19 protein-coding genes and 1 pseudogene are annotated in these 23,965 nt (G+C 40.8%); 8 read left to right on the forward strand and 12 right to left on the reverse strand.

The window, feature by feature from the left end:
- Positions 1 to 18: 18 nt before the first annotated feature.
- From asnB to WKF69_RS04945, 5 genes are all read right to left on the reverse strand, one after another.
- A complete protein-coding gene (gene asnB, locus WKF69_RS04925) occupies positions 19 to 1,929 on the reverse strand; it encodes an asparagine synthase (glutamine-hydrolyzing) (RefSeq protein WP_340379991.1) in 1,911 nt (636 codons plus the stop codon).
- A 133-nt stretch (positions 1,930 to 2,062) separates the two neighbouring features.
- A complete protein-coding gene (locus WKF69_RS04930; RefSeq protein WP_340379992.1) occupies positions 2,063 to 2,770 on the reverse strand; it encodes a DapH/DapD/GlmU-related protein in 708 nt (235 codons plus the stop codon).
- A gap of 84 nt (positions 2,771 to 2,854) precedes the next feature.
- Positions 2,855 to 3,841 (reverse strand): GDP-mannose 4,6-dehydratase, encoded by a 987-nt coding sequence (locus WKF69_RS04935; RefSeq protein WP_340379993.1) that lies wholly within the window; start codon positions 3,839 to 3,841, stop codon positions 2,855 to 2,857.
- A 70-nt stretch (positions 3,842 to 3,911) separates the two neighbouring features.
- On the reverse strand, positions 3,912 to 5,039 hold the full coding sequence (locus WKF69_RS04940; protein ID WP_340379994.1) for a glycosyltransferase family 1 protein: 1,128 nt from the start codon (positions 5,037 to 5,039) through the stop codon (positions 3,912 to 3,914).
- 173 nt (positions 5,040 to 5,212) lie between these two features.
- On the reverse strand, positions 5,213 to 6,580 hold the full coding sequence (locus tag WKF69_RS04945) for an O-antigen ligase family protein (protein ID WP_340379995.1): 1,368 nt from the start codon (positions 6,578 to 6,580) through the stop codon (positions 5,213 to 5,215).
- 442 nt (positions 6,581 to 7,022) lie between these two features.
- On the opposite strand from WKF69_RS04945, the gene WKF69_RS04950 reads away from it, so the two are divergent.
- Genes WKF69_RS04950 through WKF69_RS04965 form a run of 4 tightly spaced genes read left to right on the forward strand, consistent with a single transcriptional unit; the run spans position 7,023 to position 10,591 of the window.
- Positions 7,023 to 8,132, forward strand: coding sequence for a GDSL-type esterase/lipase family protein (locus tag WKF69_RS04950; protein ID WP_340379996.1), 1,110 nt, complete (start codon positions 7,023 to 7,025; stop codon positions 8,130 to 8,132).
- Positions 8,133 to 8,176: 44 nt separating this feature from the next.
- Positions 8,177 to 10,042 carry a carbamoyltransferase N-terminal domain-containing protein gene (locus WKF69_RS04955; RefSeq protein ID WP_340379997.1) on the forward strand — a complete coding sequence of 622 codons (1,866 nt, stop codon included), beginning with the start codon at positions 8,177 to 8,179 and terminating at the stop codon, positions 10,040 to 10,042.
- Positions 10,043 to 10,073: 31 nt separating this feature from the next.
- Entirely contained in the window at positions 10,074 to 10,223 is a 150-nt protein-coding gene (locus WKF69_RS04960; protein ID WP_340379998.1) for a DUF5989 family protein, read from the forward strand.
- 5 nt (positions 10,224 to 10,228) lie between these two features.
- A complete protein-coding gene (locus WKF69_RS04965; RefSeq protein ID WP_340379999.1) occupies positions 10,229 to 10,591 on the forward strand; it encodes a hypothetical protein in 363 nt (120 codons plus the stop codon).
- Positions 10,592 to 10,713: 122 nt separating this feature from the next.
- Here the strand turns inward: WKF69_RS04965 and WKF69_RS04970 are convergent.
- Positions 10,714 to 10,841: pseudogene (locus WKF69_RS04970) on the reverse strand (IS5/IS1182 family transposase); the annotation flags it as partial.
- Between the two features lie 508 nt (positions 10,842 to 11,349).
- On the opposite strand from WKF69_RS04970, the gene WKF69_RS04975 reads away from it, so the two are divergent.
- Entirely contained in the window at positions 11,350 to 12,237 is an 888-nt protein-coding gene (locus tag WKF69_RS04975; protein WP_340380000.1) for a hypothetical protein, read from the forward strand.
- Positions 12,238 to 12,873: 636 nt separating this feature from the next.
- Here WKF69_RS04975 and WKF69_RS04980 read toward each other — a convergent pair.
- The 3 genes from WKF69_RS04980 to ahcY all read right to left on the reverse strand — a co-directional run bounded on the left by WKF69_RS04980 (position 12,874) and on the right by ahcY (position 17,478).
- On the reverse strand, positions 12,874 to 13,845 hold the full coding sequence (locus tag WKF69_RS04980) for a methyltransferase domain-containing protein (protein ID WP_340380001.1): 972 nt from the start codon (positions 13,843 to 13,845) through the stop codon (positions 12,874 to 12,876).
- Between the two features lie 40 nt (positions 13,846 to 13,885).
- Positions 13,886 to 15,814 (reverse strand): 1-deoxy-D-xylulose-5-phosphate synthase, encoded by a 1,929-nt coding sequence (gene dxs / locus WKF69_RS04985; protein WP_340380002.1) that lies wholly within the window; start codon positions 15,812 to 15,814, stop codon positions 13,886 to 13,888.
- 347 nt (positions 15,815 to 16,161) lie between these two features.
- Positions 16,162 to 17,478 (reverse strand): adenosylhomocysteinase, encoded by a 1,317-nt coding sequence (gene ahcY, locus WKF69_RS04990; protein WP_340380003.1) that lies wholly within the window; start codon positions 17,476 to 17,478, stop codon positions 16,162 to 16,164.
- A 558-nt stretch (positions 17,479 to 18,036) separates the two neighbouring features.
- Between ahcY and WKF69_RS04995 the strand changes: the two genes are divergently transcribed.
- Positions 18,037 to 18,447 carry a BrxA/BrxB family bacilliredoxin gene (locus WKF69_RS04995; RefSeq protein WP_340380004.1) on the forward strand — a complete coding sequence of 137 codons (411 nt, stop codon included), beginning with the start codon at positions 18,037 to 18,039 and terminating at the stop codon, positions 18,445 to 18,447.
- A gap of 359 nt (positions 18,448 to 18,806) precedes the next feature.
- Here WKF69_RS04995 and WKF69_RS05000 read toward each other — a convergent pair whose 3' ends face one another.
- From WKF69_RS05000 to folP, 3 genes are all read right to left on the reverse strand, one after another.
- On the reverse strand, positions 18,807 to 19,943 hold the full coding sequence (locus tag WKF69_RS05000; protein WP_340380005.1) for a hypothetical protein: 1,137 nt from the start codon (positions 19,941 to 19,943) through the stop codon (positions 18,807 to 18,809).
- Positions 19,944 to 20,156: 213 nt separating this feature from the next.
- Complete coding sequence (gene cdaA, locus WKF69_RS05005; RefSeq protein WP_340380006.1) at positions 20,157 to 20,948, reverse strand: diadenylate cyclase CdaA; 792 nt, start codon at positions 20,946 to 20,948, stop codon at positions 20,157 to 20,159.
- 259 nt (positions 20,949 to 21,207) lie between these two features.
- Positions 21,208 to 22,062: a dihydropteroate synthase gene (folP, locus tag WKF69_RS05010; RefSeq protein WP_340380007.1), complete on the reverse strand. Its 855-nt coding sequence runs from the start codon at positions 22,060 to 22,062 to the stop codon at positions 21,208 to 21,210.
- A gap of 52 nt (positions 22,063 to 22,114) precedes the next feature.
- Here folP and WKF69_RS05015 point away from each other — a divergent pair, with 52 nt between their 5' ends.
- Positions 22,115 to 22,651, forward strand: coding sequence for a DUF1599 domain-containing protein (locus WKF69_RS05015; protein ID WP_340380008.1), 537 nt, complete (start codon positions 22,115 to 22,117; stop codon positions 22,649 to 22,651).
- Positions 22,652 to 22,784: 133 nt separating this feature from the next.
- Positions 22,785 to 23,939 (forward strand): BT_3928 family protein, encoded by a 1,155-nt coding sequence (locus WKF69_RS05020; protein WP_340380009.1) that lies wholly within the window; start codon positions 22,785 to 22,787, stop codon positions 23,937 to 23,939.
- Positions 23,940 to 23,965: the final 26 nt, after the last annotated feature.

Here is a 23,965-nt window from a genome sequence, read left to right on the forward strand (position 1 = left end):
GGCCAATTAGTAAAATCCTCATTGTTTAAATCCAAATTTGTTTTCGTGTTGCCTGTACCATTCCAGGAAGCAGAAAATGTTCCACACCAGCCGGTTATTTACTCCAGGTTTCTTTTTTTTGAAGTCCTGCCATAATTTCGAGACATTTTCGTTATTGAGGTATGGATTAGCGCTTAGATTTTCCTCAGAAAATAGTATTGACGACAGTTCGATTAGGTTCGTGTTGAGCCATTTTACCTTAGGTGTTTCAAATCCCTGTTTTCGACGACCCGAGATTATCGAGGATACCGATGCAGGTAATTTTCTTTTTAACAAAGTCCTGAGATAATTTTTATTCTGAAACAGCTGGTTGCTAAAATATCCGGATGCCATTAACACTTTTTCCACCAACTCATGATCAAGGAATGGAGTTCTTGCTTCCACACTGCAAGCCATCATCATCCTGTCGGTTTTCACCAAAAGGTCATCAGGCAGCCAGGTAACTAGGTCGAGCATCAGGCTGGATTCTAATTTCCCCGCATTCATTCGAAATTGACTGAGAAAATTATGGAATTGCGTTTCATAAGAACCTATTTCCTTTTGATGAGGATTGAATATATACTTCCTGGCCAAATCCGGGCTTAATATGGATGTCCATCGGGATACACCGGTATCTTCTTTAAAAGAATTGATGCTCTTTAGCTTATTCTTAACTTTTTCAAGCTTTGTAATCCCGGATACTGATAATAAATCCAGTAAATATGCAGAGCTCTCAAATGGCAGCCTGCCAAGCCGGTAGTAATATTTTTCGTAATTGTAGTGGTCGTAGCCATGAAATAGTTCGTCAGCGCCTTCTCCCGAAAGGACAACCTTAACATGCTGCTTAATAGATTTAGCGATCAGGTAGGTTGGAACAATCGCCGAATCGCCCAGGGGTTGATCGGCATGATAAATCGACTCGATGAAGTTATCCTCATCTATGTCCTCTACGTTCAGGGTGATAAGATCAAGGTCTAAAGATTCGGCTACCTTTTTAGCATATCCTGATTCGTCTAAAGCTTTATCGGAAAACCCAACATTAAAGGCCTTTACTTTATTTCCAGCTAGCTGCCGCATGTAAGTGGCGAGCAAGGATGAATCTATCCCACCGCTAAGCAGCAATCCAATATCAACATTTGCGACAAGGCGATATTTGATGCTTTTTTCAAGCAACTCATCTATTTCGTCTATCTCCGGGAGGCTTGTACTCTTACCAACATGCTCAAACATATTCCAATAGGAACTTGAGCTATTCGTAAGAGCGGTCCGGTCGTATATAAAAAGCTCCGCCGGTTTTAGTTGCCTGATTTTTTGATATATCGTGTCAGGCCCGGGAATATACTGAAGCGATAGGAAATTAAGAATACTGCCCGGGTTTATCTCCAGGCTGATATCAAACGTATGGAAGAATTTAATTTCAGATGAGAAAATAATTACGTTTTCGTCTTCAAATATGAAGAGTGGCTTTTTGCCCAGTCTGTCTCTTGTGAAAACGACCTTGTTCGCCTTTCGATCATAGATGACCAGCGCGAACATTCCCCTTAGCTTATTGCAAAAATCACTGCCGTGGTGAAAATACGCAGTAACGATCACCTCGGTATCTGTATCTGTTCTGAAAGAGTAGCCAAGCTTGATGAGGTCTTCTTTTAACTCTTTGTAATTATAGATCTCCCCATTGAAAACAATGATGTATTGGCCGTCCATATAGCTAAACGGCTGGTTTCCATCAGCAGAAAGGTCAATTATCGATAAACGCCTGTGACCTAAACAAATGCCTTCACCACGCCAGAGTCCTTTATTATCCGGCCCGCGGTATTCCATCCGGTCGAGCGCATAGTTGATCCGGTCCAGGTATTTCGATTCAAAATCCGGATTCTCTTTTTTTGAAATGACACCTATCAGACCACACATGGAGGGAGGGTTTTAGATTTCAACGTGGATAGGAACCAAGAATCAAGAACCAAGAACCAAGACCAAAACGTCCAGGTTTCGTACGTCATACCTCGCCCCGCTCTTTCTTTCCTCCACTCTCCACTCTCCACTCTCAACTCTCCACTCCTTTACGGCTCTTTATAACCTTCGCCGGCACTCCACCCACAATACTATACGGCGGAACATCCTTGTTGACCACGCTTCCGGCTGCTATTACCGATCCCCGTCCTATGGTTACACCAGCAAGGATCACTGTATTAGCTGCAATCCAGCAATCGTCTTCAATTTTGACAAATTCCCTTTTTACCCCTTGTTCTTTTATCGTGAGGTCGGGATCATCAAATAGATGATTTTCTGCGTAAATACTTACCCGGGGTGACATCATCACATTATCACCAATCTCAATATAACCGGAACAGCCAATGTATGAGTAGGGGCCGATACTGGAATTATTCCCGATTTTAAGGCCTTCACCGATGGCGGAGCCGTAAATATTTGTGGGCCTGATAATAGCATGTTTTCCTATTGTAACCCGGTCGCCGATAATAATCCCTCTGTAAGTCATACAATTTACTTCTGCATAATCTTCGACAATAAAGTCGCGGCCGACGCTGAGATGTCGGGCGTAGCGTATTGACGCGCCTTTTCCTACCAATACCCAGCCGCTCGATCTTTTAAAGAATAAACGCTCAAATATTCCGCGGAAATAAAAGGATGAAAGTCTGTAAAAAGTGGTTAGAATATCCTGGGTCTTCCAGTCGGCGGGAAAACGGTTAAGAATAAACTTATAACTGTGTAGAAAAGATGTATCTGATCTCATAGAATATAGCCAAAACTATAATTTTTTTTTGAATGCACCACAGTGCTTCAATGAGTTTCAGGAAGAATAAAAGGCTGTAAAATATTAACTGTTTAAATAAGAGCCAGGGTTGCTAAACGATGAGACAAGCTCATCCTCTATCATGTTCTCGATGATATCATTTAATCCGAATTTAGCTTTCCATTTTAGCTCAGCATTGGCTTTGGCAGGATCACCACGGCCTATTTGTAAATCGGTCGGGCGTCTTAACACTTCGTCAATCTCGACATGCTCTTCCCAATGCAGGTTCAGCGTTTTAAAGGCAATTGTGATGAACTCCTTTAAGGTGTGGCTTTGGCCGGTAGCTATTATATAATCTTTCGGCTGATCCTGCTGCATCATCAGCCACATGGCTTCGACATAATCAGGAGCCCAGCCCCAGTCGCGTTCAATATTAATATTTCCAAGGCTAAGATTCCGGGCCTTATTCTGGCTGATCTTACACGCTGCACTAATAATTTTTTTAGTCACAAAGTGATCAGGCCTTAATGGTGATTCGTGATTGAATAATATGCCTGTGCAGGCATAAAGGTTATAAGCCTCCCGGTAATTGTCAAGCTGCCAGAAAGCGGTGGCTTTAGCAATGGCGTACGGACTCCGGGGATGGAAGATAGTGCTTTCGTTTGCCGGGATCCTGGTGTCACCAAAACACTCGCTTGAGCCGGCATTAAAAAGTTTTACAGGGAGGTTACTAAATCTAATTGCTTCCAGCAGATTCAGGTTACCCGTACTGATGCTTTCGTGAGTTTCGTGCGGCTGCTCAAAAGACAACCTTACTGAACTTTGGCCGGCGAGGTTATAGATCTCATCAGGCTTTATTTTATTTATACACTCAATGGTATTACTGAAATCAGTGATATTGAGGGAGATGAGGCCTATTTCATCTTTGATATTAAGCTTTTTTAAGTTAATAAAGGATGACGTCTGTGCATCACGGGAGGCTCCAAAAACGCGATACCCTTGGTTGAGCAGGAATTTAGCCAGGTAAGAACCATCCTGACCGGAAACTCCGCATATTAAAGCTTTCTTCAAATTATAGTGTTTTAGTCCTGTTTTTCAAAAATTGTTAACAGCGCATTTGCAGATAATGTTTACAAAAATGCTAATTTTTATTGACGATGGCCTTAAATATTTTCACTAATTGTGATGCGTTCTTCTCCCAGGAGAACAATTCCAGACGCTCGTTTCCCTTCGAAACAAGGTTTTTACGCAGTTGCGGATCGTCAATGATCATCTTCATTTTTTTATAAATATCCTGGGTATTATAAGGATCAAAGGATAGGACCGCTTCACCCCCAACTTCCGGCAGGCATGTGTTGTTAGCTACGATTACAGGGATGTTGTGATGAAAGGCCTCTAACACCGGCAGGCCAAAACCTTCATTGACCGATGGAAACGCATATATTTCTGCATTCTTGTAAAAGTAACCTAAATCGTCATCACAAGCATAACCAGACAGCAGTACACTGTCTTGCAATCCTAGCCGTGTTATTGCGTCCTTTATTTCCGGGCTTCCATCCATATCAGTCTTTGGACTAGGCTGGCCGACCAACACTAAAGAATATTCTTTATAGCCGTTCTCATGCAATAGTTGTAGAGCTTCAATCAACCTTACAAGGTTTTTCCGCTTTTCAAGAGTGCCTACGTGCAAAATAAATTTTGAGGTTGGAATGTGTAAGGTGGGAGTATAGGAAGGATCAGGTTCTGCAATAGCCATTCCCTTTGGTGCGAGGTGAAATGCTGTAATTTTTTCCGGGTTGATACCGGTAAAATATGCAATGCGTTTTTTAGTGTATTCAGTAATCGTAATAACTCGTTCTGCCCTCCTGGCAGCGCCAACCCCCATCGTTTTGAATATCCTCAGCCAAACTGAATTATAGTGAGCGGGATATTCATAAAAAAATGAATCATAAAATACCACGACGGTTTTAAATCCAGGGGTGAAGTAGGGCGAAAAATAATCTGTGCAAAATAAAATATCGCACTTATTAATATACGCTTTGATAGGTAAAATTACTTGTTTCCAGGTAAAATAACGGATGTGTTCAATAAGTTTTAGAAACTTATAACGTCCGGTGTATACTGGGAAGGATGTGTCAAAAAATATAAATTTACAATCATAATTCCTTGTCTTGAACTGCCGGCTGATTTCTTCAAGGTATGTCTTCCCACCCGTCTTCGCAATTCTTAAATCCCGGATATCAACTCCAACAATTATTTTTTCAGGCATTATTATCTGTAAAATGTGCAAACATAAATTAATTATTAAAATATCCGATAATGTTCATCGGTTCCGGGTTCATAATCTGATACGTATTTCCGATAAGCGAATTTTGTTCCAAAAATTGTACAGACCAGAATCTCAAGAAGCTAGGCATTTAATTAAAAGCTATTGCACGGTATTTAATGCGTTTGCCCTGTCCTACTCTCCTTTCTCATGATCATGTTAACAAAAACTCCTGACAGGAACCAGTTTGTATAGGTTATGTATGAAAAAGAATCCAGACTTGCTGTAAAAAGAGGCAGAGTAATTCCGACTTTTAGTAGGAATATGCATAAAGCTACCATCCTTTCTTTGCCCTCAAGATGCGGGAACCATTTGTAAGAGTAGGCAATTACCGCGAAATGAATGAAGATGTAAAGCAGGACGGCGACAACACCGACCTGTACACCAAGAACAATAAACTGGTTTTCTCCCCCGATTGTAGATCCCAGGGCAGTTGCTACTCGCCCTGACATGCCAAGCCCGAGTCCAAAAGGGTTGCTCATAATTGCTGTGAGGCCCTCCATCCATGCGATTAAGTGTCCCATTGCTGAGGCTTCCTGTAAAGTGACTGTTGTTAATATATAATCATACAGATCTGTATTTTCCAGGAGAATGCCGATATATATAAAGCCCAATGCGATAAGTGCATGGGAGGTGTGTAAAATATACTTTTTATGAGTTATCAAAGCATATACATATATGATTAAAAAATAACTCACCGTTGAAGATCTGGAAAGGGTGAAAAATAAAGAAACAAAAGATGCAGCTAAGGCTATTATGCCAAGCCTGCTGGGATTAAAAGCATTATTTTTATTCGTAAATAATGCAGCGATAACGCAAATGGAAAGTAATGTAGCTGAGGCGTGTTCCAGAGGATCAGAGAAAAAACTGGCAAATCGTTTGAGCCCATCCGAGTCTCGTTGAAAGGTCCATGTCAAATCATAATCTCCTTCTGGCTGTTGCCCGAAAATAGATACATAATCCGAATATCCGGTTGACGATTGAAAGTGCTGGTCGGATGCGGCCTCGTAAATAACTAGTATTGCTGCTGAAATTGCCAGTATCAAAATAAAATGGAAATACTTGTTTATTTGTAAAGTGCGGGGATCTATAAGACGGCCTGCAAAATAGATCAATGGAAAAAATGATGTGTTTTTATAGGCTAAAACTCGTTCCATGAAGCCGAAATCTCCCAGGGGAAGAAAAACATACAAGCCTGTATACAGGAGATATGCTGCTATGGAATAATCAATGACGTGAAATCGGATCCTTTCTTTTAGGCCCCACAGTACAGTTCCCAGCATCGCAAGGATTATTATTTCCTTAAAAGGTTGAAACGCAGATACGAGCGACTTATATCCGGCCTGATTAAGAATCGAAAGTGTGGTAATGTAGATGGGCAATCCGAAGATTATAAATAACATCCCGCCCTGAGGATTCTTACTAAAAATATCCTTTAGTGCTTTTAAGAACGCGGAAAAATAAAGAAGCGGAAATAGTAACATGCGAGATCGGAATAAAAAACTGGTTTCTGATTTTCCGGTATAAAAGTACATTAAATCATTAGGGTGAGAGAAATACTTTTTCTCCTTCCCGAAGCTGATTATTAGGTGCAATGCAAAATCCGGCATGAAACCTTATTCCGAACCTTGAGATTAAATGTTGCTGATTAGATAAGCAGTGGCTATTAGAGGATATACATTAATTTTATCTATTTTTAAAAATTTAAATAAGGAAGTAAGTTTGAACATCTAGATATTGTTTTTCAGAAGCATTAGAAATTTCGAATTCAATGATTTAACGTTTTAGCTTTTTTGACGAAAAGAAACCATCATGATTTGCCAAAACCCGTAGGGGTATGATTATAAAATCATGATCGCTTCATCTCCATTAAAAAACATAACATAAACGGATGAAAAACAGCATGCAAACACGAAAGTCCACACAATGAAGTCAAATTCCGGTAAAAAAAATAAATTAAAGTCTTTTCTCGGAAGTCTTTTGATTTTTAGTATATCTATAATTATAGGTTTATTGATTGGGGAAGTGGTTATTAGGATGATGTATAAAAAAGAGATGGTATTGTATCCGCGATATCATACTGATGCTATATATGGAGACTTTAGGATTAGACGGATTAGACCTGATATGACTTTCACCCATACAAGTTTTGATGGCACTTTTAATTTTAAAACCAACAATAAAGGATTTAGAAGTGATAAGGATATTAATTACAAAAAAGAACCGGGAGTGATCAGGGTTATTGCTTTAGGTGATTCGCATACGCAAGGCTATGAAGTGAACCAGGATGAAACCTTTTCAAGTGTTGCTGAAAACGCGTTAAATAAGAATGGTTTAAAAAGCACTGTTATCAATGCTGGTGTGTCAGGATTTAGCACCGCAGAAGAATTAGTCTTTTTGGAAAATGAAGGGTATAAATATAAACCAGATTATGTAGTAGTGGCTTTGTTCGCAAATGATTTTGAAGATAATATCAGATCTGATCTGTTTGAACTCAGGAATGACTCCATAGTAGTTAAAAATCATGAATATATCCCCGGTGTCAGCATTCAGAATAAACTCTATAAATATGGAATATTCAGGTGGTTGGGAGAAAAGTCGTATTTGTATGGCTATTCGTTTAATACCGTGTGGGACTTTTTTAAAAAACGGAATCAAAAAGCAGCTTCAGGAAAGGGCACTGAACTTGCCATTGCAGCTAATCCAAATACCAAGTATTCTGAAGAGCTTATGAAAAAGTTGATAAGCCGTTTCCATGATTACTGTAAAGCACAGGGAATTAAATTAATTATTCTTGATATTCCCCAGCTGGATCCTATTGTCTCTGTCTCATCCTCTATTGCAAAAAATATGGTATCTCATGTAAAAAAAAGTTGTGACACATTGTTTAATTATGATAATATGATCAATGATTACAGCAAGATGTCTTTAATTCACGTTAAACAGGGACACAGACATATTTCAGCAGAAGCTCATAAGATGATGGGGCAAAAGATCAGTGAATACATTTTATCAGATCACAAGGGGGTAAATTGATTTGCCTCAGTTATTCTAAAATTATTAATCTATAGAACCGCATAATGATAATACTGGGTATTTCCGCATTTTATCACGACTCTGCAGCTGCTATTATAGTGGATGGAGAAGTAATTGCAGCCGCACAGGAAGAACGCTTTACCCGCAAAAAGCATGACCCGGATTTTCCGGTAAATGCAGCCCGTTTTTGTCTTGAATATTCAGGTCGTTCAATTAATGATGTAGATGCAGTAGTTTTTTATGATAAGCCTTTATTAAAATTTGAGCGATTGTTAGAAACCTACTATGCTTATGCGCCGAAAGGATTGAAATCATTCATGATGTCGATGCCGGTGTGGCTAAAGGAAAAGTTATTTCTGAAAAAACTGATATGGGAAGCATTGGATACCATTGAAAAAGTTGACAGGAAAAAAGTAAAACTTCTGTTTCCTGAACATCATTTATCTCATGCTGCAAGTGCGTTTTATCCATCATCATATGAGCGGGCCGCTATCCTGACTATTGATGGTGTAGGCGAATGGGCTACTGCTTCTATTTGTCTTGGAGAAGGTAATAAGATCACTGTTTTAAAGGAGCTGGACTTTCCTCATTCGTTGGGATTGCTATATTCTGCAGTTACTTATTACTGCGGTTTTAAAGTTAATTCAGGAGAGTATAAGCTAATGGGCCTTGCACCTTATGGCAACCATAACTCTGAACAGGTAAAGCGCTTTGTAAATATTATCAAAACCAATCTTGTTGAACTGAAAGAAGATGGTTCAATTTTCCTTAACCAGGATTATTTCAGTTATGCAACAGGATTGAGAATGGTGTACGATGACAAATGGAAACAACTGTTCGGATTTCCGCGTCGCAATTCAGAATCTCTGCTTGAGCAAAATCATTGCGATCTTGCATTGGCAATCCAGCAAGTAACCGAAGAAGTTGTGCTTAACCTTGGCAAAGAAGCAAAAAAGCTAACAAATGCTGATTTCCTGTGTATGGCGGGTGGCGTAGCACTTAATTGTGTGGCAAATGGCAAGCTTGATGATGCTAAAATTTTCAAACAGATCTTTATCACACCTGCAGCCGGGGATGCAGGTGGAGCTTTAGGAGCAGCATATGCTGCACATTATATTTATTATGGCAATGAAAGAAAGGTTGATACCACAAGGCTTGACGGTTTAAAGGGTTCTTATCTGGGTACTGAGCATTCTGAAATGGAGATAAATACAGTCGCAAAAAAATATCGTGCCCCATGCAAGCAATTTGAAACGGAAGATGCCCTTGTGGAAAAGGCTGCCGCATTGATTGCTGATGGTAACATAATTGGCTGGCACCAGGGACGAATGGAATTTGGGCCCAGAGCGTTGGGGGCACGAAGTATTCTTGCAGACGCACGGAATCCCGAAATGCAGAAAAAACTAAATCTGAAAATTAAATACCGCGAAGGTTTCCGCCCGTTTGCGCCTGTAGTACCAATTGAAGATGTTAGCGAATATTTTGAACACGCTGATATTTCGCCTTACATGTTGCTGGTAAAACAGGTTAAAGTAAACAGACGCATCCCTTACCCTTCAAATTTCACCGCGAAGGAATTGCTTGATAAATTATATTTTCTAAGAAGTGATATTCCTTCAATCACTCACATAGATTATTCCGCACGACTTCAAACGGTTCATAAAGAAACAAATCTGAGGTTTTGGAAACTGCTGAATGCGTTTAAAAAGATAACCGGTTATTCTGTTATGGTTAATACAAGCTTTAATGTTCGCGGCGAGCCGATCGTTAATACTCCTGAAGATTCATACCGTTGCTTTATGCGAACAGATATGGATTACCTTATAGCAGGTAATTTCATTTTCGATAAAAAGGACCAACCTGAATGGAACGAAAAAGATGACTGGAGAAAAGAGTTCTCCTTAGATTAACAAAAAATTATCACTCTTAAAAAATAATAATATGGATTTTCTTAAAGATATATGGGGTTTTATGAAAGCCAGGAAAAAATGGTGGTTAGCGCCGCTGATCTTTGTTCTGTTATTGATTGGAATATTACTTGTACTTGGCGGAAGTTCGGCAATTGCACCATTTATTTATACCTTATTTTAAACCATATGAACAGGGAAAAGCATTTAGAAACGATTTTGGTATTGGTTTTTGCGCTGGGTGTATTTTTTTGGCTAACTCATAATACTTACCTGCTGCTTGCTGCCGGTTTTCTCGCATTCATAGGAATATTCATTCCTTTTCTTGCAGATAAAATACATTGGGCGTGGATGAAACTTGCTCACTTATTGGGTTATGTTATGAGTAAGGTTTTACTTACCCTTGTATACGTTGTGGTATTGTTGCCGCTTTCATTTCTATCAAGAACATTTAGCAAAAAGAATGGGATACGGCTTAAGCCAGGCGCTCAAACTTATTTTAAAGATAGAAATTTCACCTATACAAAGGAAAGTTTGGAGAATGTGTGGTAAAGCTGGTTAAAAAATTTCAGATTGCATAACTTCACGATTTTATTCAGTACGCGGCGCAGAATCACAAATTAAAGATCCTTGGTTGCATTCATTAGACCTCTTGTATTAATCAAAAACACTATTTAATTCGTTTTATAAATGCCTGCGATGAGGTTTACCCTCAAGCCAAAACGTTTTCTTCTGTTTCGATACCTTCTCCCAATATTCTAAACACCTTTAGTTCACGAATAGTGTGTTCCACCTTCACTCGGCTACTGGAACAGTGTGGTTATGTTGCTTTTGTTCTTTGGTCAATACTTTTTTCTTACTTTATCGCCCGGCGCAATATATGAACCAAAAAAAGTGGTGCTTTTAAAAGCCAGCAGACGTGCTGCAAAGTCAAATTCACCGATAGGGAGAAACATATTAATCCGGTTGTCTATACATTAATTATATAACCCATTGAGTATAAGGTTGGATGAAAACACAAAGGGGCTAAAGGAAAATAATGCATATGCTTTATAGGTAAATATTCTTCTAAATTTGTGGGCTATGAATGCAATCCCTGAAAGGACAAGCAAGACGCATACTTTAACCGCAGAGGGCACAGAGTGTTACGCAGAGATCCCAGAGAAAGAAGCAAACCAAACGAACTCGGCAAGCCTTTTTGAAGAGCCTTGCGCTCTCGGCGCTTTGTACTCTGTGTCCTCCGCGGTTAAACTCCGGTGGGTACGTATCCAGGGATTCTATTTAGTTTGAGAAGGAAGAGAATTGGAAAAATGATTAACAAGAACATAGTAATTGCTGCACTTGCGAGAGATTGCGAAAATTCTTTAAGGAATAATATACCCCTGATCGAGGAGTTAAGAACTCATCTTGTATGGTCTTCCGTTATAGTGGTCGAGAACGACAGTGTTGATGGAACTAAAGGCCTTTTGAATGATTGGAAGACGAATTATAGTAACGTTACTATAATCTCCACCGACTACGGAACCAAAACTATTCCTAATAAAGGAGATGTACCCGGCGATCCGTGGACCAGCTATCAGCGCATTGATAAAATGGTTTCATTTAGAAACTCTTACCTGGACCATATCAAAGATCTAGATCATCCCGTAGACTTTGTTATTATAATAGATATTGACGTAATTCAAATTTCTTTAACGGGCTTAATCGACGTCATAAACTCCTTTAATAATAAGACAGGAGCAATTTTCGCCAATGGCATAAGCGTTAAGAAAACACCTTTAGGCCAATCCGAAATTTATTATGACACTTTTGCGGTGTGGGAATATCCTTTGGAAAATGAATTCAGTCATTCACCAGCATCCCAGGCTGCAACGTTTAAATCAATTAATAAAAACCTCCAAAAAACACCTTTCTACAGTGTTATTTCTGCATTCGGCGGTGTTGGAGTTTATAGTTATAATGCAATAAAGGATCTGCGTTATAAAACGGTTTTAAATCCTTTAAATCAGCTTGAAGCTATCTGCGAACATATTCCCTTTAATCAGGAGATCATTAAACGGGGTTTTAATAATTATATAGCAAGAGATTTTCGGGTTGTTTATCAAAGGCATAATTGGGTTTTGATTTTAAAATTAGTGTTACCTGTTAGGGTATTTAATTATCTGCATCCGGTTGTTTTGAGGGTTAAAAGAAAGTAATATAGTTCGTCCCGCTCGTGCCGCGGGATGGCACCTACTTTTTCTTCAGCTGAAAAGTAGGCAAAAAGCCGCCGCTGCGCCTGTTGCTATTAAAGTCAGTACCCAGGCTTTGCTTGTGATCGCCGCAACAGCCAATGCGGAATGACGGTGAACGGAGATTCAGTGCTTAGGCTTAAGAAACGTACCTAACGGTAGCTGGTGTAGAGGTTCTGGCCTTCGGCCCACGGTGCAAATGTCGTGCAAATCGACGGGATGAATGTGGTGTGTGCGCTAGTGCTCCTCTTTTTCAAGGAGGGGTCCCTGCGTTAGGTACGCTAGCTAACTGCCTTTAATATATCTTCTATCCCTGCAAGTTGCACAAACCCGCCCTCCTGAGATTTGGCCGTAAAGGCGCGCTTTAGCCCGAAGACAAATTCCACTGTTTACTGGCCCTTAAGCAATCCGGAGAAGTGTTGCACATTCATTCATTTCGTACACTGACTTTCACACGGCTTGGATTGCGCATAGGGGCTAAAGCTTGGATTTACAACAAATATCAGGCAGGCGCGGGATTTTTGCCTACTTTTTTTCCTGAAGAAAAAAGCAGGTGCCCTTCCCGCGGCACGAGCGGGACGATTATCATTTTAAGATAGACTATTATTCTTCTGAAGAATACCTAAATCCCCTATAAGAAGAAAGCAACTCCTTATCACTCAGCAAATAACCTTTTTCTTTTCTGCCCAAAAAATAAAACCCACTGGCTGCATCAATAGTGCCTTTAGTTTTATTCAGGATTTTATCGAAGTATTTAAGCCAGAAAAACAGGAAAGTTCCGCCATAGCTTAACACCCGATCCACCTTCTTACTGTTAGCAAAGCTGGTCAAAAAATATTTCAATGACCACACCAATGCTGAGCCTGCGCCGGCAACTACACCGCTGTCAATTTCATTGAACGTGCGGAACATACGCCGGTGACCAAGATGAGTAAATCTTAAAAAATCATACTTTCCGCCGTGAACCTGCTGCATAAAGGGCGTTTCTGCGTAAATAAGTCCATCGTTTTTGATCACCCGATGCATCTCTCTGACGCATAGGAATGGATCAAGTACGTGCTCCAACACAGCCTGTGCGATGATGAGATCAAAACTATCGTCAGCAAAAGGAATTTCGTGAGCATCACAGATTACGGTAGTATTTGGACCATAAGAAACATCTGTTTCCACAAGCAGATCTTCTTTCTGTAATACTTCTTTTAAATGTTTGATACCTACACCATCAACACTTCCGCCAAGGATCAGGATGCGTAGTGGTTTTTTGTCTTTTAGAAGACCAGCAATATGAATATAGTTTTTTTCGCTGATGTTATTATAGGTGATACCGGGTTGTATTTTTTTAAGAAAACGGGTGAGTCCGCTGTTGTAAGTTTTAAAGAATATATCACTTTGCTTTTCAAAATCCTTTTGCTCGAAAAGATCGTTTTTAGGGTTAATTAAAATAGGGATGCCATTGAATACCGGATATGTAGAATCGCAGGTTTCATCCTCGCATTTGTAAGAATTAGAAATTTTTGATAATGATTTTTTACAGGCAGGACAAACGATAATTTGCTCTAGTGAAGTAAGATTCATCCGGGTTGGTCTGATATAATTAAAAAAACATGTTTAGGAATTAGGATGCGATTGTTTTTGTTGCCCGGCTTACCGCTAGTTTTTGTACCGTTTTTACTATACCTCTACTGTCAAACCCACACTCTGCCCAAAGCTCTGGCTGTTCTCCGTGTTCGATGACCTTATCGGGTATACCCAGACGAATTACATTGCTGGAATAATTATTATCGGCCATGAATTCCAGAATCGCACTGCCCATTCCCCCTTGTATACAGCCATCCTCAACTGTAATTACATATTTGAACTTTTTAAATATATGATGAAGTGCAGTTTCATCAAGGGGCTTTGCAAAGCGCATATCGTAATGGGCCGGGTGAATGCCCTCGGAGTTTAATTCCAGGCATGCTTTGACTGCTTCATTGCCTACATGGCCGATACTTAAGATAGCTACATCTTCGCCATCACAGATCATTCGTGCTTTTCCGATCTCAATTTCCTTCATAGGTCTTCTCCAATCGGTCATAACGCCGTTACCACGAGGATATCTGATGCTGAAAGGACCCTGATTTTCCAATTGAGCTGTAAACATCAGATTCCTGAGTTCTTCTTCGTTCATTGGAGCGGATACGACCATATTGGGAATACATCGCATGTATGCCAGATCGTAAGCGCCATGATGGGTAGGCCCATCCGAACCCGCAAAGCCAGCACGGTCAAGGCAAAATACCACATTCAGCTTTTGAATGGCAACGTCATGGATGACCTGATCAAAAGCCCTTTGCATAAATGTCGAGTAAATATTGCAAAATGGTACCATGCTCTGGGTGGCGAGGCCCGCTGAAAATGTAACCGCATGCTGTTCGGCGATACCAACGTCAAATGCCCGATCCGGCATCGCTTTCATCATAATGTTTAGCGAAGAACCAGATGGCATCGCAGGGGTAATCCCCATGATCTTATTGTTTTTCTCAGCCAGTTCAACTATAGTGTTGCCAAATACATCCTGGTATTTTGGAGCCAAAGGCTTTTCCGTTGCAGTTTTCTTAATTTCGCCGGTTATTTTATCAAACAGTCCCGGAGAATGCCATTTAGTTTGGTCTTTTTCCGCCAGGGCATAACCCTTTCCTTTAACCGTTACGCAATGAAGAAGCTTAGGGCCAGGAATATCTTTTAGATCATTAAGAACTTTAACAAGGTGTTTAACGTCATGTCCATCTATTGGGCCGAAATAACGGAACTTGAGAGCCTCGAAAAAGTTGCTCCGTTTTAACAGTCCGCCTTTTATGGTTTTTTCTACTTTCTTAACCATTTCATGAGCATTTGGGCCCAGGTCTGAAACTTTGGTCAAAACATAGGAAATGTCATCTCTGAAGCGATTGTACGATTTGGAAGTAGTAATGTCTGTTAAATATTCTTTTAATGCCCCGACGTTCGGGTCGATCGACATACAATTATCGTTTAGGATAACGAGAATGTTTGAATTCTCAATGCCCCCGTGATTCAAGGCCTCAAAAGCCATTCCGCCTGTCATCGCGCCATCGCCAATTACAGCGACGTGCTGCCGGTCTGTTTCTCCTTTGTAATTTGATGCTACCGCCATGCCTAATGCAGCAGAAATTGAAGTTGAAGAGTGGCCTACGCCAAACGTATCATACTCGCTTTCCGAACGTTTAGGGAAACCGCTGATACCTTTATAGATCCGGTTCGTATGAAATGAATTTCTTCTTCCGGTCAGGATCTTATGTCCGTAAGCTTGATGGCCCACGTCCCAAACAAGTTGATCATACGGAGTATTTAGTACATAATGAAGCGCTACTGTAAGCTCGACAACACCAAGGCTCGATCCAAAGTGGCCCCCGTTGACGGATACCGTGTCAACGATAAACTGCCTGAGTTCGTTGCAGATCTGGACCAGATCTGTCTCGCTGAATTTTCTCAGATCAGAAGGATAGTTTATCTGTTCAAGTAATTCGCCCGCCTTAACTTCCATGTTGGTTAGTGTAATAATTGATGAGACAAAAATAACTTATTTAATGGGAAACGTGAAACGGGAAATGGGAAGCAGGATGTCTGAGCTGGGCGGAGAGTAAGATGGACAGTAAGATGGAGAGTAAGACGGAGAAGAGGTTGGGAGGAAACTGGGAACTAGATGTCCGGGAAGGGAAATGAGATATGAGAAGCGAGAAATGAGAAACTTCGCCGGTTGCATTGTCCTAAGGAGGTTTGCTTTCGCAGGGATGACATGCACTTTATAAAGAGTGGGGAGAATGAAGGCTGCATGCGCCTTCATCCCCCTCACTGAGCTCCGACATCAGACCTCCGACATCCGACTTCCGATTAGTATCTGTAAGTATCCGCTTTAAACGGACCTGCAACCGGCACACCAATATAATCTGCCTGGTGCTGATCTAATTCTTCAAGCTCAACACCAATCTTAGCAAGGTGTAAACGTGCTACTTTCTCATCTAAGTACTTAGGAAGAACGTAAACCTGGTTCTCGTATTTATCAGTGTTAACCCAAAGTTCTAACTGAGCCAAAGTTTGGTTCGTGAAAGAGTTTGACATAACGAAAGATGGGTGACCAGTTGCGCAACCTAAGTTTACAAGACGGCCTTCAGCAAGAATAATGACATCTTTACCGTTGATAGTGTATTTGTCAACTTGTGGTTTGATCTCAACTTTAGTGTTGCCATAGTTACCGTTTAACCAGGCCATGTCGATTTCGTTATCGAAGTGACCGATGTTACAAACGATAGCTTTGTCTTTTAAAGCAAGGAAATGCTCGCCCCGAACGATGTCACAGTTACCAGTAGTGGTAACTACGATATCAGCTTCTTTAATTGCAGTAGCTAATTTTTTAACCTCATAACCTTCCATTGCAGCTTGTAAAGCACAGATCGGGTCAATTTCAGTTACAATTACACGAACACCTTGCGAGCTTAGAGATTCAGCTGAACCTTTACCAACATCGCCATATCCGCAAACAACAGCTACTTTACCAGCCATCATTACGTCAGTTGCACGACGGATAGCATCAACTAATGACTCACGGCATCCGTATTTGTTATCAAATTTAGATTTGGTAACTGAATCGTTAACGTTGATTGCAGGCAAGTGCAAAGTTCCGTTTTTCATACGCTCATATAAGCGGTGAACTCCGGTAGTAGTTTCTTCAGAAAGTCCTTTGATTTCAGCGATAAGCTCAGGGAATCTGTCGAATACCATATTAGTTAAATCGCCACCATCATCAAGGATCATGTTCAATGGCTTGCGATCTGGACCGAAATGCAAAGTTTGTTCGATACACCAGTCAAATTCTTCTTCGTTAAGACCTTTCCAGGCGTAAACCTGGATACCTGCAGCAGCAATTGCAGCCGCAGCGTGATCTTGAGTTGAGAAAATGTTACATGATGACCAGGTAACTTCAGCACCAAGGGCAGTCAATGTTTCAATTAATACTGCAGTTTGGATAGTCATGTGCAAACATCCAGCGATGCGTGCGCCTTTTAATGGCTGTGACGGACCGTACTCCTCGCGAAGTGCCATTAAGCCTGGCATTTCTGCTTCCGCTAGTCCGATTTCTTTCCGTCCCCATTCTGCAAGGGAGATGTCCTTAACTTTGTAAGGTACATAAGTCGTCTCTACTGATGACATAGTTTGATTTTTAGTGCGTTTTAACGCGTTAATTAATAAATTGATTGTCAATACTTACCAGTACGTAAGAATTGGTTTGCAAAGGTAAGGTATCGGCTTATCAATTCAAAAGGGTAAAGACTGAATTTGAGATAAGTGACGGGAATGGGTAGTTTATTTAATAGGAATAGAACCTTATAAACGCATATTCATTGAAAGGTTTGAGTTTAAGAAAGTAATTATTGAATATTACTTGGACTTTTGGACAGAGTCTGTGATTATTAGGTTCGGGTAGCCCGGCTCTCCGCTTTAGTTTTGGCTATTACATGGGAGTTTAATATTCATATTACTCGAAGCCAAAAGCTGCCGCTGCGATCCGGTTTATTTTGCTCATGACAGATGCTTTGATGATGAGACAATTAAACTGCACAGCGCCCAGTTAACAAAGCATTTAGAAACTTATAACCTAAAACTTATAACTTACAACATCCCTTCGTAATCTAAACGTCAAAACCACCCTTTCATACACTACTTTCCCTCCAATTCCTTAACTTTGCCTAAAGTTTATAAAGTTAAGATATGTACCCAGAATATTTAGTTGCACCAATGCGCCAGGAGCTTATTAATGCAGGCTTTCAGGATTTAAGAACAGCTGAAGAAGTTGACCAGGCTATAAAGTCGGAAGGAACGGTGCTTGTAATGGTTAATTCTGTTTGCGGATGTGCTGCTGCGAATGCACGCCCTGCTGCTAAGATGTCGACCGCTTTCGAGAAGCATCCTGATAAGTTCGTTACTGTGTTTGCAGGAATGGAAAAAGAAGCTGTTGATAAGGCCAGAGCTCACATGCTGCCTTTTCCTCCGTCTTCACCTGCGATTGCTTTATTCAAAGATGGCAAGTTAGTTCACATGATCGAGCGTCACCAAATTGAAGGTCGCCCAGCGCAAATGATTGCAGATAATTTGAATCAGGCTTTTGATCAGCACTGCTAATCGAAAAAGATATATGTTTAGTTTAAAGAGATCCGTCAGTAGTGGCGGATTTTTTTTTCAAATGATTTTTTGAAAAGTCGTTAAGGAAGAACTGGAGTTTCTGCTGTTTAATAATGCTTGATTCGCTGGCAGCACAATAGATGGTGAAAATATTTTGGAGGTTGCGCCGTTGTGCGGCGCCGGGCTTTTCGCTTCAATCTTTTGCCCTTCGGGACAAAAGGATTTCCGCTGCAATCCCTAACCCAATCCCGATTTCAATAATCCCGATGAAAGTTTATTAAATGCCTTCAAGTGTCATTTCTTGATTTAAGGCTTGTTCACGGACATATAATAGAATGCGCCGAGATGACAGATTTTGACTATAACGTCGATCTATAATTTTCGTTAACCCATTTGCATAGATCGAAGAAAGCCTCAAAAACGCTATCGTTTTTAAAGTTTTCAATTTTGATGTTTGGTCTTAATTCAATTGTCTCAGGTTTGTAATTAAGGCCGAAGATTGAATTTAATTTGTTCAATAGTTCCATTCTTTTATCGGTATTGTCGAAAGGCGGCTTCTTTTTTATCCATTGAAACTGAATTTCTACACTTCCGCTTGTGTATACGCCGAAAAATTGGAAAAAGTTATTTTGGGGGGTTATTGCTGGAATAAACGAGCCTGTCCTGCTGCCTGTGCCCCACCAGATGGTATCGAAATTTTGTTTAGAAAAGTCATAAATCCGCTGGAACTTGGCTATATGCTCTGGATGACGCTTGGCTATTTCTCCAAAAAATAGTTTTTCATCCCACCGATTGATTAAGCTGTGCTTCACAGATTTTTGTTGCGCAGCGAGTGTGGTTTGCCCTACTACACGAGGCACCAATGTTTTGAGCTGGTTGGTCTGACTTATAAATTGTTTTAATTCAACACCAAGTATTTCTGCTGGAGACATTTGGCCGTTTAAAAACTCTATAATTCTTAAAAGCTCTTTTGGAATGGTGTCTGCAACTATCAGCATCCGAATTTTGCCAGCTTTTAAATTAGTTTGAACTTGTTCCCAAAAATGCTCGGAAGTATCAGTAATCAAAAATGCTCTTAATGTGTCTTCTGCAATTATACCCTGAGATTCGCAATTGTTTTCAAACTGGTTGATAATATCTTCAATTGACCAATAGGTTACTGCGTTTGCGGCATAGTCAAGGATTTGCCCAATAACTTCCCGCCTTAATCTTGTGTCCGAACTTCTCTTAACTTCAACTAGTGTTGGTATTCCGTCCTGGTCCAACAAAAGGTGGTCGAGACTCCAGCGATTAGAACTGTTTAGTTCATCGGGCACCCCCATTTCTCTTGTTACCAAAAGCCATTTGCGAGGGTATTCTCTATTAATTTGATCACCTGATAACAAATTGGGATACTTTGCCAGGAGAACTTGAAAATCGTCTTCCGTCAAGTATTGCGACTCCCGCATTTCGTGGAGTGCACCATCATCGCCAAGGACAAATATTGAATCGCTCATGTTATAAGTATAATTAGAAATCTATTTTTGATCCCCTTTGGATTAACGTTTCCCCCGGGCCGACTTAAACTTAACCCTTAAAACCAGGGCTCCCGATAGCAATTGTCTTAATGAAACATCTTGTTTAGCTGCCGGAAAGAGTTCATAGATGATTTAAGAGTACCCATTATCCGCCAAGCCACTCTCAACTCTCCATTATCAACTCTCCACTTACTAAAAGTCCTTATTCAACACCTTCTCCAACTCTGCCAAGCTCATCTTCATCTTCACTCTTCCCTGTTTCGCATAGGAAATTTCACCAGTTTCTTCTGAGACTATGACCGCCACTGCATCACTTGTTTCTGAAATGCCAATCCCGGCACGATGACGAAGCCCGAATTGAGGAGGTAACTTATCATTTTCAGTTAAAGGGAGAATACTGCTGGCACATTTAATCTTATTTTCGGAAATGATCACAGCGCCATCGTGCAGCGGGCTGTTCTTTTGAAATATGCTTTCCAGTAAGCGTTTGGAAACGCGGGCATCAATGATTTCACCGCTGTTCTGGTAGAACTGCTCATCGTAATACTTCGCTAAAATGATAAGGGCTCCGGTACGGCTTTTCTGCATACTCTTACAAGCATCGATTATAGGCCTAATTCGTGCTGAGTTATCTTTTTCGATTTCCTTGCGGCCAAATAAGAAAGACCACCAGGCCTTATTTTTTTGCAGGGACGCGTTCCGGCCGATAAGCAGCAGAAATCGCCGGATCTCCTGCTGGAAAACTACTATAAGCGCGATGAACCCAATTTGGACAAAGCCATCAAGAATCTCTGTAAGAAGCTGCATGTGAGCCTGCCTGACTACGAGATAAACGACATATATAATAACAAGGCCCAGGAGGATGTTCAAAGCGATGGTTCCCCTGATCAGGTTGTATACGTAGTAGATAATCAACGCTACCAGGATGATATCGATCACATCAAGCAACCGCAGATTCAGGAAACTAAAGTCAAATCCTTCCATTTTTTAAAAGTAAAGATAAAATACGATTTAAGGATTATTGTCTGGACTAGGATTATTATATGGGATAGGATTCATAGGATGATAGGATTCGTATGATTCTGGGGGGAGAGGCATTGTGTCATTGCGAGCGCAGCGCGGCAAAGGATTCATAGGATTTTAGGATTCATAGGATTACTGTCATCCAGAGGTAAGGATTGGTAGGATTACGGATAGTAAGATTAGAACCCTGTAGAATGGAGAGTAAAAACGTTATCGGAAATTAGCTGACTTTTTGAAAAATTGTTATTGCCTCTCTCGCAGCTCTCACATCATGCACACGCAGGATATTTGCACCCTTCATTAAGGCGATGGTATTTGCGGCTATCGTACCGTTGAGTGCATTATCTGAATCGGTTCCAAGCGTTTTATAGATCATGGATTTGCGCGATAATCCAGCCAGGACAGGCTGGCCTGTGATTTTTAAATGGGAGAGGTTTTTTAGGAGCTCATAGCTCTGGTCAGGAGTTTTTGCAAAACCAAAACCGGGATCTACGATCATGTCTTTCACCCCCAATTCTTTTAATTCCGCAATTTTAGAAGCGAAGTATCGACAAACCTCTGTCGTTATATCGTGATAATCCGTTTGAGATGTCATGGTTTGAGGGGTTCCTTTCATATGCATCAGGATGTAGGGTACACCCAGCGAGGCAACAGTTCCGAACATTTCCTTATCCAGCTCACCGGCAGAGATGTCATTAATAATATGAGCACCAACGTTCACTGCTGCTTTTGCTACTGCTGACCGGAACGTGTCAATGGAAAGCACTGCCTGAGGAAACTCCCTGATAATTGCTGAGATAACGGGAATCAGTCTTTCTAATTCTTCCTTTTCGGAAATATGTTCAGCTCCCGGGCGCGACGAGTAAGCGCCAAGATCCAGGATGTCCGCGCTTTCTGATAAAAACTCTTCGGCTTTTTTCAGCGCTTTTGTGGGGTTATTGTTCCGGCCGCCATCGTAAAAAGAGTCGGGGGTTAGATTTAATATCCCCATAACTTTTGGTTTGGAGAGATCCATCATGTTACCCCGAATATTTAACGATAATTTTTGCTGAAAAACTGTATTTTTATCGGCCATCGAATGGCAAAATACCGATTAATTCATCGTTGTAACAAATAAAATCAAAATCTTGGCTAATAATACATCTTCAGAATACGATGCGATAATAGGGGTTTGCAGGAAACTTTTTATCAAAAAGACTACAGATTACGGATCAGCATGGCGGATTCTCAGAATGCCGTCGATTACAGACCAAATCTTTATCAAGGCGCAACGTATTCGTACCATTGAGGAAAAGAAGGTGTCAAAGGTCGAAGACGATATTACATCTGAGTATATAGGTATCGTAAACTACTGTATCATTGCAATGATGCAGCTTGATCTTCCGGATGATGCCCGGACTGAATTACCAGCAGATGAAGTTGCTGCCTATTTTGATAAGGCCGTAATCGAGACGAAAGAATTGATGTCTGCCAAGAATCATGACTACGGTGAAGCCTGGAGGGATATGCGTGTTAGTTCGCTCACAGACCTCATACTGATGAAAATACTGCGTGTAAAACAGATTGAAAATAATTCAGGCCAAACCCTTGCATCGGAAGGAGTGAGGGCTAATTATCAGGATATGCTGAACTATTCGGTGTTTGCGCTGATTAAACTGACGTGAATGGAGTTGAGAGTGAAAGTACCAACTGAAAACTGAAAACTGAAAACTGAAAATTGAAAGTCAGAAAGCCCGGCCTGGCAGCAGGTAACAGCCAGCAGATAACAACAAACTGGCCGCTGAAGTAAAAATAACTATGAAACGAGTTGCGTTAATTGTTAGCAGGTTAGTGGTCGGATTGCTCTTTATTTTTTCCGGGCTTATCAAGGCTAATGATCCTTTAGGTTTTGGATACAAGCTCCAGGAATATTTTGAAGTCTTTCATATAAGCTTCCTGAACGATTACGCCCCAGCGATAGCAATTCTATTATGTACGCTTGAAATTGTGCTGGGTGCGCTCCTGCTGTTAGGCTTTTGGGCAAACCTTGTAGCATGGGGGCTTCTGCTTTTTATCATCTTCTTCACGTTTCTGACATTTTATTCCGCATTTTTTGAAGTAGTTACGTCATGCGGATGCTTCGGTGACGCCATCCCTCTAACCCCATGGCAATCCTTTTGTAAGGACCTGATCCTCCTGGCGCTTATTGTGATCATCTTCAGGCAAAGACGTAATCTCAAGCCATTGGTGGCAAATGCCCGTGCTCAGGATTTAATAGCAGGAGTGGTTCTTTTGTTGTCGCTTGGGTTCGGCCTGTATACTTATAATTTTCAACCCATTATGGATTTTCTTCCGTACAAGGTTGGAAACAACATACCATCGCTTATGGTTGCGCCGCCGGGAGCTCCGCAGGATATATATGAGATCACTTATAGCCTGAAAAATAAGCAGTCGGGCGAAAAGAAGAAGATGACGGATAAGGAATACATCAAAACCCAGATCTGGAAGGACACAAACTGGGAGATTGCAGGAGACCCGGTCAACAAACTTATAAAGAAGGGTTACGATGTTAAAATAAAGGATCTTAAGATCACCGATAGTCAGGGAACGGATTATAATAAGGAGCTTCTTGAAAACCCATACTATAACCTTGTTGTTGTAGCATATGATCTTTCGAAAGCGAATAAAAACGGCATTGGCGACTTAAATGCACTGGCAATAAATGCTGCGGAGAATTACAACATAAGAACGGTATTGCTTACATCTAACTCTGCACAAAGTGCGGCGGAATTCAGTGAAGTGAACAAACTGGTTATGGAGATATTCTATGCAGACGGGATTCCGCTAAAAAGTATGGTAAGGGCGAACCCGGGACTACTGCTTTTAAAGAATGGCACAGTGATCGACAAATGGCATTTCCACAATTTGCCGACCTACGATGAGCTTGCGGTTAAATATTTTCGAAACAATTAGAGGAATAAAACATTTATAGCATTGTT

Source organism: Daejeonella sp. (assembly GCF_037719425.1).
GTDB lineage: Bacteria > Bacteroidota > Bacteroidia > Sphingobacteriales > Sphingobacteriaceae > Daejeonella.